A 13224-nucleotide genomic window follows, 5' to 3' on the forward strand; every position below is an offset into this window, starting at 1 on the left:
TATAAATCATTTTTCACGTACATAGTATGGTTTTTTATCAGCAAACACACCGCCAACAATAGTGGGTTCTATATATATAACCTTCCTGCTTGTTGCACCTGTGCCATAAGGTTGCATACGAAAATGGCCTTTACGCCAATGAGCTTTTTTGGGACTATGTCCATCACTATGCTTGTTATTATGGATGCTATTATAAATTACGTTATCCTCTGGCTTAATAATTAGTCTGTTATAGGTACGCCTCAGTTTTTTATTGTATTTAATGATTTTAGATGGACTTTTAATAGCGCTTATTTCTTTCTCTAACTCTTCCCTCTCATTAAATGCAGTATCTCTATATTGTTTGCAGTTTGTGAACAATAGCACTTTTGCCATGTGCTCTAGAATTCCTGATAAATAGTTTACATCATTGGCAAAATCATCATCATTACCATATCGGTTAATTATTAGTTTCAATTCTTCTTTAATTGTAAGATTATCATCATGAACATAAAAACCTTGAATTCTCAAAGCATCATCGGCGTTATGTTTCTTACCTACAGGTGAGCCAGTAAACATCATGTCTATAACTCTAAAAGGTTTGTCCTTGTTGAAAACATCTGAAAATGCTTTTAGAAAAAGCTCACTTTTTTCATAGCTTGCCATTTGTGGAGTATTTGGTGATATTTCAACCTCAGAAAGATAAACACCCTCCAGTATGTGCTCACCTGATTCTTCATTGAAGACTTTGAGAGATGACAGTCTATCCTCCGTAAACTCTATATAACAGTTCTTAAATGGAGGACGTAAGTATGCGATTGGTATTTCATCACCAATATCGGTTTTTTCAAGTAACGCATCAATATCATTTGATGTCGTCAATATATTCCCATCTGACTTTCTAAACTTATAAGGAATGAGCATGCTACTAATGGCCATTCCAATGTTATGCTCGCTGAGGCCTTGAAAACATTGAGCCTTTATAATCTCAGGCGCTCTTTCATTAAGAACAGAGGTTAGATAATCCATGCTACACAGTTCCAAATCCAAATCGGAAAATATAAGGTCAAAGAAAGCGTCTTGCTTTCTGACACCCTGTTCCATAGTTTCCGTGCAACATAAACGTACTGGATGTGGTAATTTATATGTTATGTCCATGGTATCCTCTTATTTTCATACGTAAATGTTCATCTATACAACTACATATCATGGGGCAGGAATCTATACTAGGAAAGTTTGGGACACCCACCTTATATGGGCAAGTCTATCGCTTGATAGACTAATATGTGCTCTGATTTATGTCAGTTTTAGGGCCGTAGGTTCGATTAGCGAAGCGTAATCGGACATTCGCGAAGGAAAAGTCCTTTAGAAGTTTACTCCAATCCCCCCAACACTCCGTCCACCGACCCACACCAATCCGGTTGATAGACGCCATTTGCCACATAACGATGGAAGGTGGAATACGGCCAATCAGCCACCCGGGTGACATGACCATGTTTGAGCGGGTTGATATGGACGTAATCCATATGGTGGCGGTAATCCTGCTCATCCCTGATCAGGTGTTCCCAATAATGGCGCTGCCAGATACCCCGCTCCCCGTGGCGTAACCGGGTCTGGCTGCGCCGCTCAGTCACCGGCAAGGCGCGGGAAAAGTGGCTTTTGCTCAGCCGCCAGCGCAGGGGGAAATCGGTGTCCCCCTCCGGCAAAGAGAGAATGCAGTGGAGATGGTCTGGCAACACCACCCAGGCGTGGATGGCGAAGGGGTGAGCCTGTTGCACCTTGGCAACGCTGTGGCGCAGCAGGTCAATCTGCTCCACCAGCAACCGGTTGTTGCGCCGCTCCAGCAGGTTGACGGTAAAGAACCAGGTTCCGCCGGGCCACCATGCCCGCCGCCAATTGGCCATACCTTCCCCTCGCTTCCTTTGATAAAGCCAAGCATAGCCTTGCCGCTATATAACCAATCACGCGATCGTCCGATTACGCTTCGCTAATCGAACCTACATGCAGGCGGGTTCCAACAGGTGAATGCCTCACACTCCCGCCTGTCTGGCTCACCTCGGCTGAAACGCCTTGACGATAAATTCGATAAAGAGCCGCACGTTGCGGGACTGCTCCTTGTGGAAGGGGTAGACGGCGAACAGGGCGTGGGGGTCGGGTTGCCAGTCGGGGAGCAGTCTGACCAGGGTGCCGTCTGCCAATTCGTTCGACACGAATTCATCCGGTACCAGGATCACCCCGAGCCCCTGCACCGCCGCCTGTTTCAGGGCGATGCCGTTGTTGGCGCAGAAGCTGGCGGGGGGCAGTTCCACCGCCACGCTCTCCGCGTCCCGGGTGAAGAACCACTTGTTGGGGGAGGAGGAGAGGCTGTAGCGCAGGCAGTTGTGGCCCTTGAGATCCGCCGGGTGGGCGGGTTGGCCCGCCTCCTTCAGGTAGTCGGGGGCGGCGCAGAGCACCCGCTGCACCTCGCACAGGGGTTTGGCGCGCAGGGTGGAGTCCTCCAGGGTGCCTGCCCCCCGGATCACCACGTCCAGCCCCTGATCCACCAGATCCATGTAGGCGTCGCTCAGGATCACCTCGATGCCGATTTCCGGATAGCGGCGCTGGAATTCGCAGACAAGGGGGTTGAGGCGGATCAGCCCGTAGGACATGGGCATGCCGATCCTCAGCCTGCCTCTGGGGGTGAAGGAGGCGGCCATGATGGACTGGTCGGCGGCCTCCAGGCTGTCCAGCACGGCGCATATCTGGCCGTAATAGGCCATACCCGATTCGGTGACGCTCAGCCGCCTTGTGGTGCGGTTGATAAGCGCAATGCCGAGAAAGGCTTCCAGCTCGTTGATGTTCTTGCTGACCGCCGCCTGGGAGAGGCGCAGGTCATCCGCCGCCGCCCTGAAGGTGCCCATTTCCACCACCCGGCGAAAGACGTTCAGCGCCGTGATCTTGTTCATCCTGCCCCCGTTAATTCACTACTGGTAAATGATGGCGCCATCATTGCGCACTTTTATCACAATAGTGCGGATCCCCGGGGTGTCCACCCCCCATCCCCCGCCAGACAGAGAGTTGCCGGTGGTAGAGCGGCCCGGATCATGGCCCTCCGGGGCGTGGCGGGCCCGGCAGAGACGCAGACGAAAGAGAGGCGATGAGCCCCGGGCACCCCGGCCCGTGACGGCAGGCATAAAAGCAGGCGGCAGGGCCCGGGTCCCGCCGCCAGATGGCACGCACCGGCTTACTGCACCTTGCCGGGGGCGGGGGGCAGGGTGATGCCGACATCGGCCCAGGGGTTGGTGCCGAGCAGCTGGGCGTGGGGCACGTCCGCCTGATAGCGCATGGTGAATGCCTTTGGACCGTGGGCGAAGGCCACCAGCAGCCCCTGTTTTGCATCCATCAACCCGGCGTGCATGCCGAGCCCGTGATAGCTGATCCGCACGGCCTTGTCCTCAAGGCCCACCTTGTCTATCTGGAAGCGGGCGATGCTGCCGTCTTTGAGGGTAAAGCCCCAGCGGAACGGCCCGCCGCTGACCACCGTCATCACCTCGTCGATGTCGGTGCCGTCTTCGGCGGAGTTGACGTGCATGCGGCCATATTTGCCGAGCACGGCGCTGCGGGTGCGCTCGTCCAGCGCCATCAGGTCATAGACCTTGGGGTAGGGGCCGACACCGGTCTCCTCGGTGGCGACGCCGCCCCCTTGCACTGCGGGCTCGCGCCCTGCGAGCCTGGCCTGCTCCAGCAGCTCCCCCTGACTCAGGTTGAAGGCCGCAATCAGGGCGCCGTGCTCCGCTTTGGTCAACGCGCGGCGGTGGGAAGCGGCGAGCAGCGGCCTGGCGGCCTCGGGAATGTCGACGGTGACCACGTTGACGCCGATGGGGTTGAGCGCGTTGTTGACCGCTTCGACGCCGGTCACGGCCGGGCGGCCATCGCTGAACTGCACCGAGACAAGGTCACCGGCGAAGGTGTTGAAAGAGAAGGCCGAGGCGAGGGTGCCGGCCAGCAACGGGATAGGGGTGAGTTTCATACAAGACTCCTCGTTAAGGTTCGAGAAGCAGTCTAGGGCGGCGATGTGTTCACTGAAATGACACTCGGATGATATGAAAATTCACTGACAGTAATGAATCGTGGGGGTCAGGGTCGTCGGCCCGCCCCGGGGGAGATCGCCCTCTGCCAGAGGGTGTGAGCCCGGTTGACGCAACGGGGCCCTGCTTGTGGTATGACTCTGGACGTTACTCATCAGAACCTGTCGGAGGACGAGACAATGCTGGCGTTGATCACCACGGCGCACCACACCTGCTACCCCAATCCCATCGCCTTTCGGGCCGGAGAGCGGGTGCGCATCGGCCACGAGGACGACGAGTTCCCGGGCTGGGTGCGCACCTTTACCGCAGACGGCAACGAGGGGTGGGCGCCCCTGTCCCTGCTGACCCCGATCGGCACGGAGGAGGCGCAGGCGCGCCAGGACTATACCGCCCGGGAGCTGGACGTGGCGGCGGGGGAGCGGGTACGGGTGGATCGGGAGCTGGCAGGCTGGCTCTGGGTTCACAACGAAGCGGGGCAATCAGGCTGGATCCCGGCCAGCTGCATCGCCTCGCCCTCATAAGGTGCAGCGGCTCGGAGAAGGAGTAGAGAGGGGAGAGAGAAACCCGGCCAGCGACGGACGTGCGGCCGGGTGAATTGTAAAGAGTAGGGTGACGGAAAACGGGATCAGCCTAGTCTAATCAACTCGATGGGGGCGTAGCGCTCCTGGCTGTTCGTCAGCAGCACGCACTTCTCATGTTCCGCCTCATAGGGGCTCAGGTTGTCGGTGTGCGCCTCCTTGAGGGTGTCGACTGCGCCGGTGGCGGCAATCATCACCCGTTGGCCCAGGGTCAGCACATTGCGGTTTCTGTCGTAGATCTTCATGGCATTCTCCTTGTGGGATGGGTGCCCCGGCCCGTGCCGGGGCAACGGGCTCCAGACTACGCCCCTCGAAAAACGAGATGCCTGTCACAGATCAAAAAAAGGGGAAAGAGGGACTCGGGGCGGCGACGGGGTATGGCGCTCTGGCCTCGCAGCTCGCCGGTGATCGCCACTGCCTGTCGCAGGGCAAGGAGGACGCCCCCGCTTTTCATCCCCTCGGGCTCGAACTGCAAGGGGGATGCGCTATAGTGGAGCCGCTCGTTTTACTGCCTTCAACCAACCGAGAGTGCATTATGAATCGTGAAATTGCCGCCCAGTTCATCAAGATGCTGACCAACCTGGACCAGTGTCTGGCCAAGGCCGAGGCCCACGCCGAGGCGAAGAAGTTCAACGTGGACAACTTCTTCAATGAGCGCCTCATCGTCGACATGCTGCCCCTGAGCAAGCAGGTGCTGATCTGCTGTGACAGCGCCCGCGCCGTGGTGGCCACCGCCAGCCTGAGCGAGCCGCCGGTGCTGGGGGATGATCCCAAGACCATGGCGGATCTGCGCGCCCACGTGGCCAAGACCATCGCCTACCTGCAGAGCAAGCTGGAGGCGGATTTCAGCCAGTATGCGAGCGGCCACTACTACCCCTACTGGGCGGGTGGCAAGGGGATGGACGGCCACAGCTGCGTCCACGAATACGGCATCCCGAACTTCTACTTCCACCTCACCATGACCTATGCCCTGCTGCGCCAGGCCGGGGTGGATCTGGGCAAGCGGGATTACCTGGGCGGTCTGAACCTGCAATAAGCCGCGCTTCAGCGACGACAAAGCCTGCCCCCTGGCAGGCTTTGTCATTTTCGGCCCGGCTCAGCGCCCCAGGTTGTCGGCCAGTTGTTTGGCGCGGCTTGCGGCCCACTGATCGATCATCTTCTCCATCTCCAGGGCGGTGATGGGGGAATCCTTGTGGGTGGTGTTCGGGCTCTCGCGGGCGTCCATCACCCGCACCAGCAGCTTGCCGCTCTGGGCGTCGAGCAACTGGGCCATGCTGCCCACCTTGAGCAGATAGGGCTCCTTGCCTATTACCTCGCGGGTGACGTTGATGGCGATCTTGGCGGGCAGCAGATCCCGCAGCTTGGGGTCGGGTCGGGTCAGGTCGAAGTTGGTGATGGCCGCCTGCACCCGCATCACGCCGGGGCCGGGTTCGGTAGCCATCTTGACGCCCTGCTTCATCAGCTCCCGCTGGAAGGTGGCGTGGTAGTAGCGGCCGATCTCGTTCTGCTCGTTGGCGGTCAGCAGATACCACTGGCCGTTCTCCTGGCGGATGAACTGCAAGGGATCGAGCAGCACCTGATGGTACTGGCGCAGATCCACGCCGGGTTCCTTGTAGATGCGCTGGTTGGGGTTGCTCTCGCTTTGCTGGAAGGCCGTGAGCGGAATCGCCTGCAGGCTGTGGGTGACCTGGTTCTTCACGGCGCACCCGCCCAGCAGGGCGGCGGCCATGGTCATCATCAAGACTCGCTTCATGGGGGCTCCTGGCGGTGGATGGTCGCTGCAAGAACGCAGCCCGCCCTGCCCACAGAGATACCTGATCAGGCCCCTCTCTCACAAGGGGTATCTGTGCGGGGGCCACCGTGGGAGCCCCCGTGTCGGGTCACTCGGCGGGGATCTCGGGCTCTACCAGGGTGGCGAGCTGCATCAGGGACTCCTGCCAGCCGAGGTAGCACATCTCCACCGGGATGACCGCCGGAATACCCGCCTGTTCGATGGCGAGATCGGTGCCGCACAGCACCTGGGTGAGGGTGATGGTGACGTGCATCTCCCCCGGCAGGTTGGGGTCGTCGAAGCGGTCGGTGTAGCGGATGCGCTTGCCCGGCTCCAGCGCGAGATACTCGCCGCCGAAGGCGTGGGTGTGGCCGCTGGCGAAGTGGGTGAACGACATCCTGAACTGGCCGCCGACCTTGGCATCCAGCGCCGCCACCTTGCAGGTAAAGCCATGGGGGGGCAGCCATTTGGCCAGGGCGTCCGGCTCGATAAAGGCCTGGTATACCCGTTGTGGCGGGGCCTTGAGTACGCGATGCAGGGTGACAGTGTTCATGGGAGACTCCTCTTGGTGGCAACAGGGACGGGTCGCAGCAAGGATAGCCGTCATCCCCGTGGCCTGCGGGGGGCGTCGCCTCCTTTCGCCTGCAGAGAGGATTTTTCGTTTTCTCTTCAAGGAGTTGATCAAGATAGAGGTTATTGTCACCGTTCGCTCATATAATCGCCGCCATGCAAGCGACTCGGAAGGATTCGATGACACAGCTGATGGCGGCCCTGCTGGGGCTGTTTTACGCCAGCCTGATCTGGGCGGCGCCCGTCCCCTTCGTGACGGCCCCCGGCCCCCATGCCACGCAGGGGAGGCTGGAGCCCCTGCTCTCCTGGTTCTCGGGGGAGTTTTCCAGCCAGGAGCAGGCCACCTTCGATGCCCGCTTCACCAGCGCCGAGCTGCGGCTGGTGGAGATCTGGCCCGGGGAAGGCCCCTTCCGCTGGGTCTATGCGGAGCAGTTTCTGACCGAGCGGGCGCAGCGACCGTTTCGCCAGCGCATCTACCGCTTCTCCTCCCTGCCCGATGGCCGCATCCTGATGGCCGAACTGACCATGCCGAGGGCCACGGATTTTGCCGGCGCCTGGCGTCGGCCCGAGCTGCTTGACTCCCTCACCCCGCAGCAACTCTCCCTGCGCGAAGGGTGCGAGATCTGGCTGACCCGCCAGCCGGGCGGGGAGTACAAGGGACAGACCCGGGTCGGGCATTGCGCCACCGATTTTGGCGGTGCCACCACCCTGGTGCAGTACCTCTGGATCGGCCCGGACAGTGTCCGGCTGCTGGACAGGGCCTATGACAACGGCGCCCATCAGCGCTGGGGCAGCCCGGGGGAGGGTTACGTCTACCTGCGCAAGGGGATGCGGCGCGGGGAGTAGTCGCGCCGTCCGTCAAGGCCTGTCCCTGCTTGCCGCCAACAAGGGCGTGCCGGTCAGGCCGCTGGCCAGTGCCCCTGCAGATCCACCAGGATGGAGAGGCTGACCGCGCCAAACAGCAGGCCTGTCATCAGGTTGAGCGGGCGCTGGATGCGGCCGAGCAGGTGCTGGGCGCGGGGAGTGGAGAGGCTCCAGGCCAGGGCGCTGAACCAGACGAGGGAGAGCAGGAACAGCTCTAGGATCAGCAATCCCCGGGTCAGGCCATCCACCTGGGGCGTCACCATGGCGGCCAGCAGTCCCATGAAGAACAGCATCGCCTTGGGGTTGAGCAGATTGGTGGCCAGCCCGCTCTTCACCCCCTTGCGCCAGCCCGGCCGCTCGCCCCCGGCGCGCAGCGCCAGATCCCCGCTTCCCTGCCAGGCCGCCTTCAGCGCCCCCCAGCCCAGCCAGCCCAGATAGAGGGCACCCACCAGTTTCACGGCGAGAAAGAGCCAGGGCTGGCTTGCGATCAGCAGGCTGATGCCGGTCAGGCTCAGGGTGGCGTGGAGCAGGATGGCAAGGGCGATGCCAAGGGCCGCTCCGAGGGCGGTGGGCCTGTGCAGGCTGGTGCGCAGGATGAGTGCGAAATCCGGGCCCGGGCTCGCCAGGGCGACGAGGTGGACGAGACCCAGGGTCAGAAACAGGCTGGTGAACATAAAAGACCTCCGACAGCGGTATGGAGGTGACAGCATGGGGCAGGACGGGGGACGGGAGATTGTAAAAGATTGCAGCAGCGGTGATTCAGGCGGGCAGCATCTGCTGGCGATACTCCGCCGGGGTGAGCCCGAAGGCCTGACGAAAACCGTGGTGGAAGTGGCTCTGATCGAAGAAGCCCACCGCCAGTGCCACCTCGCTCACCGGCAGACCGCTGCCGAGCAGGCGCTTGCCCTGTTCGAGGCGCAGCCGCTTGAGCCAGGCATAGGGGGTCATGCCGGTCTTCTTCTTGAACTGACGCAGGAAGGCGAAGCGATCCAGCCCGAACAGGGCGGCCAGGTCCTCCAGGGTGTGGCGCTCGTCCAGCCGGGCCAGCAGATGGTCGCGCAGGTACCTGAGCTGGGGATCCGCCAGGGCGTGGCGCTCGGGGGCGAGCCGGAACAGTTCGCCCAGCAGGGCCAGCAACTGGCTCTCCGCCAGCAGGCCGTCGGGGGCGGGGCCGTCCAGGTGCATGTGCAGGCGGGCAAAGCCCTGATAGAGGTCGGGGCGGCTCTGCAATCCCTGGTGGAAAAAGGGCTCGGGGTGCTCCGGCAGCCAGCGGGCCAGCTGCTCGGGGGCGATGGAGAAGACCCGCACCTCGTACCCTTCCGGCAGCAGGCTGAGGCCGTCGTGCATCTCGTCCGGGTTGACGGTGGAGAGTTCGCCGCGCACCAGGTTGTGGCTGTTCCCCTTGTGGATGAACTTCTGGCCGCCCCGCTGCACCAGACCGATATGGTAGTCCAGATGCACGTGGCGGCCATAGCTGAACTCCCTGTGGTGGGAGTGGGAGAGTTCAACCCCCGGCAGCAGCCGGGATTGCCAGTAGTGGATGCGGGAGTGGGGTGCGTTCATCCCCTATTGATACCCCGAAAGCGGCCCCTTGGCTTGTAGATTATTGCGCCGGCGCCTCAGCCGGCCTCCTGGCGCCGCTTGCCGCTGCGCAGGCCATCCAGGCTGAACAGCACCAGGGCGCTCCAGATGCAACCGAAGGTGATCATCTTGTCCAGCGCCAGCGCCTCGCCATACAGGGTCACCGCCAGGATGAACATCAGGCTGGGGCCTATGTACTGGAAGAAGCCCAGGGTGGAGAGCTTGAGCCGGGTGGCCGCCGCGGTGAAACAGAGCAGGGGGGCCGTGGTGACGGCGCCCGCGGCGATGAGCAGCAGGTTCAGGTGCCAGTCGTTCTGGGTGAGGTGGCTGGTGGGGCTGTCGGCGATGCCCCACAGATAGAAGGCGGCCGGCGGCAGCATGATCAGGGTCTCGATGAGCAGGCCGGTGAGGGCGTCCAGGGCCAGCTTCTTGCGAATGAGGCCGTAGATGGCGAAGCTCGAGGCCAGCACCAGGGCTATCCAGGGCAGGGAGCCGAAGGCGATGAGCTGGACGGCGACACCGACAAAGGCGAGCCCCACCGCCCACCACTGCAGGCGGCGCAGCTTCTCGCTCAGAAACACCATGCCGAGCAGCACGTTGAACAGGGGATTGATGTAGTAGCCCAGGCTCGCATCCAGCATGTGGCCGTTGTTGATGGCCCAGATGAACAGCAGCCAGTTGCCGCCGACGGTGACGGAGGTGAAGGCCAGGGTGAGCAGCACCTTGGGCTGGCGCAGCACCGCCTGCACCTTGTGCCACTGGCGTCCGAGCAGCACCAGCACCATCAGCAGGGCGCAGGACCAGATCATGCGGTGGGTCAGGATCTCGGCGGCCGGCACGGCGGAGAGGGACTTGAAGTAGATGGGTGCCAGGCCCCAAAGGGTGTAGGCGCCGAGGGCATAGAGGACGCCCTGGCGCTGGATCTGTTGTTGCATGCGGATAACCTTCACTGGAGTGCGGATGTCGGGAAACATCGCAAAAAGTCAGTGTAGCGATCCTTTTGCAGGGAAAGAAGACAATAAATGGGTCTGACGGGATTTTAACAGCAGGAGCGACTTCAGCGACCGCCCCCGCGGCGGATCTTCTCCACGTCCATCAGCAGCCACAGCATGAGGGCGATGGCGGAGATCCAGGGGCCCCAGGTGACATAGGCTTCCCCCTGACCCAGCACGAAGAACAACAGCGGCAGTCCCACCACCAGAAACAGTACACTTCCCAGAAAAAACAGCATTTTTATCTTTAAATTTAATGGCTTGCTATTTGACGATTATATCGATTGAGCGAGGGGATAAAAGAGTAAAAATGAGAAAGGGGGATTTCTCCCCCTGTTTTGTTGATAAGCGTCATTTATGACGTTATTCGAGCTGGATCCAGGTGCTTTTCAGCTCGGTGTACTTCTCCAGGGCGTGCAGGGACTTGTCGCGCCCGTTGCCGGACTGCTTGAAGCCGCCAAACGGCATGGTCATGTCGCCGCCATCCCAGTTGTTGACGAAGACGGTGCCGGCGCGCAGGGCGCGCGACCCTTTCACCGCCTGGTTGAGATCCGCCGTCCAGATCGCCGCGGCCAGGCCGTAGTCGGTGTCGTTGCCAAGGGCGATGGCCTCTTCCAGGGTGTCGAAGCCGGTCACCGCCAGCACGGGGCCGAATATCTCCTCGCGGAAGATGCGCATCGTCGGGGTCACGTCGTCAAAGATGGTGGGTTCGATGTAGTAGCCGCCCTCCTCGGGCTGGGTACGCTTGCCTCCCAGCAGCAGCTTGGCGCCCTCCTGCTGGCCGATGGCGATGTAGTTGAGCACCTGCTCCATCTGGATGTGGTCCACCATGGCACCGATGCGGGTGGTGGGGTCGAGCGGGTTGGCCGAGATCCACTCGCGGGCATGGGCCAGCAGCCGCTCCATGAACTGGGGCTTGATGCTGTTTTGCACCAGCAGGCGGGAGGCGGCGGTGCACACTTCCCCCTGGTTGTAGAAGATGGCGCCGACGGCGCTTTTGGCGGCGGCGTCCAGATCCGGTGCATCCGCCAGCACGATGTTGGGGCTCTTGCCGCCGCACTCCATGAAGGCGCGCTTGAGGTTGGACTTGCCGGAGCACTGCACCAGGTGCTTGCCGATTTTGGTGGAGCCGGTGAAGGTGATGCAGTCGACGTCCATGTGCATGGCCAGCGCCTCGCCCACGGTGTGACCAAAGCCCGGTAGCACGTTGAAGACACCGTCGGGGATGCCCGCCTCCTTCGCCAGACCCGCGATGCGCAGGGCGGTGAGGGGGGATTTCTCGGAGGGTTTGAGGATCACCGAGTTGCCGGTGGCGAGCGCCGGGCCCAGCTTCCAGCAGGCCATCACCAGGGGGAAGTTCCAGGGCACGATGGCAGCCACGACACCGAGGGGCTCGCGGGTCACCAGGGCCAGGGCGGACTCTTCCACCGGGGCGACCTGATCGTAGATCTTGTCTATCGCCTCGGCGTTCCAGGCGATGCAGTTCGCGGCGGCGGGGGCGTCATACCCCATGGCGTCGCCGATGGGCTTGCCCATATCCAGCGACTCCAGCAGTGCCAGCTCCACCAGGTTCAGGCGCATCAGCTCGGCGAAGCGCTGCATGATGAGCTTGCGCTGCTTGGGAGAGAGGCCGCACCAGCGCTTGTCGTCGAAGGCGGCACGGGCCGCCTTGACCGCCAGCTCGGCATCGGCGGCGTCGCAGGAGGCGACCCTGGTCAGCAGTTGGCCGTTGGCCGGATTGATGCAATCGAAGGTGGCGCCGTTGACGGCATCCCGGTAGGTGCCGTCGATAAAGGCTTGCGAGGGCAGGGTCAGATGGGCGGCCTTGTGTTGCCACTGGGCCAGGGTCAGGTCACTCATGTTCACTCCTTGAACCGGCAGAAAGTCAGTCTCCGCGTATCAATATGCTAAACATCCTGCCGCTTGTAAATCCATCTTGTAACAATTCATTAAACACTGACCCCGAACAACCCGGGCCAACGGCGGGGCAAACCGGGCGCCCTGGCCTGTGGTGTCGGGGGCCGCGCGGCGGGGCTGGAGCCCGTGTCGCGGGCCTGCTCCCCGGGTCGGGCAGGGGTGGATCCCGGCGGGCTGTTCCGGGAGAAGGCCCGTCAGAAGCTGGCGGGCGTGTTGGCCGAGATCAGCACGCACTCCTGATCCCCCACGTTGCGAAAACGGTGGGGGGTGCGGCTGTCGAAGTAGTAGCCATCCCCCGGTGCCAGCAGGTGAACCTGCTCGCCCACGGTGACTTCCACCTGACCCCGGATGACGATGCCGCACTCTTCCCCTTCGTGACTCAGCATGTCGTCACCGGTGTCGGCGCCCGGGGGCAGTATCTCCTGCATCATGCCGATGGCGCGGTTGGCGCGGCTGTGACCCACCAGACGGTAGCTGATGGGGTGGGTGCCGAGATCCGGCATGTCGTCCGCACGGAAGATCACCTCGGAATCCATCTCCGTCTCGTCGGTGAAGAAGCTGGCCAATGACATGGGGATGCCTTCCAGCACCTTGCGCAGGGAGGCCACCGAGGGGCTCACCTGATTTTTCTCGATCTGGGAGATAAAGCCGTTGGTCACACCGGAGCGTTTTGCCAGCTCGCGCTGGGAGAGGGCCGCCTTGGTGCGAACCGCCTTGAGGCGGTGACCGATATCCATCGATAGACACTCCTTGACTGTTTACTATTATTAAAATTGTGTTAAATATCTTATACCACCCCTGAGGGGTGACACCAAGCCGGGCGATAAAAGCCCTTTTTTATGGATTCAGGTGTTTAATTTAATAGGCATGAGCCGGGTGTTACTAAACGCCTTAAGGATGAGGTG

General features: G+C 61.1%; 16 protein-coding genes. 3 read left to right on the top strand and 13 right to left on the bottom strand.

What is annotated here, in order from left to right:
- Positions 1-6: 6 nt before the first annotated feature.
- From AB7E19_RS18315 to AB7E19_RS18330, 4 genes are all read right to left on the bottom strand, one after another.
- The gene (locus AB7E19_RS18315) at positions 7-1137 is read right to left on the bottom strand and encodes a hypothetical protein (protein ID WP_427936167.1); all 1131 of its coding nucleotides are present in this window, start codon (positions 1135-1137) and stop codon (positions 7-9) included.
- 215 nt (positions 1138-1352) lie between these two features.
- The gene (locus AB7E19_RS18320; protein WP_427936169.1) at positions 1353-1883 is read right to left on the bottom strand and encodes an REP-associated tyrosine transposase; all 531 of its coding nucleotides are present in this window, start codon (positions 1881-1883) and stop codon (positions 1353-1355) included.
- Positions 1884-2030: 147 nt separating this feature from the next.
- Positions 2031-2924, bottom strand: a complete 894-nt coding sequence (locus tag AB7E19_RS18325) for a LysR family transcriptional regulator (RefSeq protein ID WP_427936171.1) — start codon at positions 2922-2924, stop codon at positions 2031-2033.
- Between the two features lie 278 nt (positions 2925-3202).
- Complete coding sequence (locus AB7E19_RS18330; protein ID WP_104455080.1) at positions 3203-3988, bottom strand: hypothetical protein; 786 nt, start codon at positions 3986-3988, stop codon at positions 3203-3205.
- A 237-nt stretch (positions 3989-4225) separates the two neighbouring features.
- Here AB7E19_RS18330 and AB7E19_RS18335 point away from each other — a divergent pair, with 237 nt between their 5' ends.
- Complete coding sequence (locus AB7E19_RS18335) at positions 4226-4567, top strand: SH3 domain-containing protein (RefSeq protein WP_103244057.1); 342 nt, start codon at positions 4226-4228, stop codon at positions 4565-4567.
- Positions 4568-4671: 104 nt separating this feature from the next.
- On the opposite strand, the gene ydfZ is transcribed toward AB7E19_RS18335, so the two are convergent.
- On the bottom strand, positions 4672-4869 hold the full coding sequence (gene ydfZ, locus AB7E19_RS18340) for a putative selenium delivery protein YdfZ (RefSeq protein WP_043153571.1): 198 nt from the start codon (positions 4867-4869) through the stop codon (positions 4672-4674).
- Between the two features lie 290 nt (positions 4870-5159).
- On the opposite strand from ydfZ, the gene AB7E19_RS18345 reads away from it, so the two are divergent.
- The gene (locus tag AB7E19_RS18345) at positions 5160-5660 is read left to right on the top strand and encodes a DUF1993 domain-containing protein (RefSeq protein ID WP_427936175.1); all 501 of its coding nucleotides are present in this window, start codon (positions 5160-5162) and stop codon (positions 5658-5660) included.
- 60 nt (positions 5661-5720) lie between these two features.
- Here AB7E19_RS18345 and AB7E19_RS18350 read toward each other — a convergent pair whose 3' ends face one another.
- Together AB7E19_RS18350 and AB7E19_RS18355 are read right to left on the bottom strand one after the other, a co-directional pair.
- Positions 5721-6377, bottom strand: coding sequence for a DUF3313 domain-containing protein (locus AB7E19_RS18350; RefSeq protein ID WP_427936177.1), 657 nt, complete (start codon positions 6375-6377; stop codon positions 5721-5723).
- Positions 6378-6504: 127 nt separating this feature from the next.
- Entirely contained in the window at positions 6505-6948 is a 444-nt protein-coding gene (locus AB7E19_RS18355; RefSeq protein WP_322131280.1) for an SRPBCC family protein, read from the bottom strand.
- Positions 6949-7145: 197 nt separating this feature from the next.
- On the opposite strand from AB7E19_RS18355, the gene AB7E19_RS18360 reads away from it, so the two are divergent.
- Complete coding sequence (locus AB7E19_RS18360) at positions 7146-7811, top strand: chromophore lyase CpcT/CpeT (protein ID WP_041212148.1); 666 nt, start codon at positions 7146-7148, stop codon at positions 7809-7811.
- Positions 7812-7864: 53 nt separating this feature from the next.
- Here the strand turns inward: AB7E19_RS18360 and AB7E19_RS18365 are convergent, their stop codons facing one another.
- The 6 genes from AB7E19_RS18365 to AB7E19_RS18390 form a co-directional block, all read right to left on the bottom strand.
- Entirely contained in the window at positions 7865-8503 is a 639-nt protein-coding gene (locus AB7E19_RS18365; protein WP_010672488.1) for a LysE family translocator, read from the bottom strand.
- 85 nt (positions 8504-8588) lie between these two features.
- Positions 8589-9392, bottom strand: coding sequence for an AraC family transcriptional regulator (locus AB7E19_RS18370; RefSeq protein WP_322131279.1), 804 nt, complete (start codon positions 9390-9392; stop codon positions 8589-8591).
- 56 nt (positions 9393-9448) lie between these two features.
- Positions 9449-10345 carry an EamA family transporter RarD gene (gene rarD / locus AB7E19_RS18375; RefSeq protein ID WP_010672490.1) on the bottom strand — a complete coding sequence of 299 codons (897 nt, stop codon included), beginning with the start codon at positions 10343-10345 and terminating at the stop codon, positions 9449-9451.
- A gap of 122 nt (positions 10346-10467) precedes the next feature.
- Entirely contained in the window at positions 10468-10641 is a 174-nt protein-coding gene (locus AB7E19_RS18380) for a hypothetical protein (protein ID WP_010672491.1), read from the bottom strand.
- A gap of 124 nt (positions 10642-10765) precedes the next feature.
- Positions 10766-12262: an aldehyde dehydrogenase gene (locus AB7E19_RS18385; protein WP_322131278.1), complete on the bottom strand. Its 1497-nt coding sequence runs from the start codon at positions 12260-12262 to the stop codon at positions 10766-10768.
- A gap of 251 nt (positions 12263-12513) precedes the next feature.
- A complete protein-coding gene (locus tag AB7E19_RS18390; protein WP_010672493.1) occupies positions 12514-13056 on the bottom strand; it encodes a cupin domain-containing protein in 543 nt (180 codons plus the stop codon).
- Positions 13057-13224 lie beyond the last annotated feature (168 nt).

The organism is Aeromonas sp. (assembly GCF_050252055.1).
Lineage (GTDB): Bacteria > Pseudomonadota > Gammaproteobacteria > Enterobacterales > Aeromonadaceae > Aeromonas > Aeromonas caviae.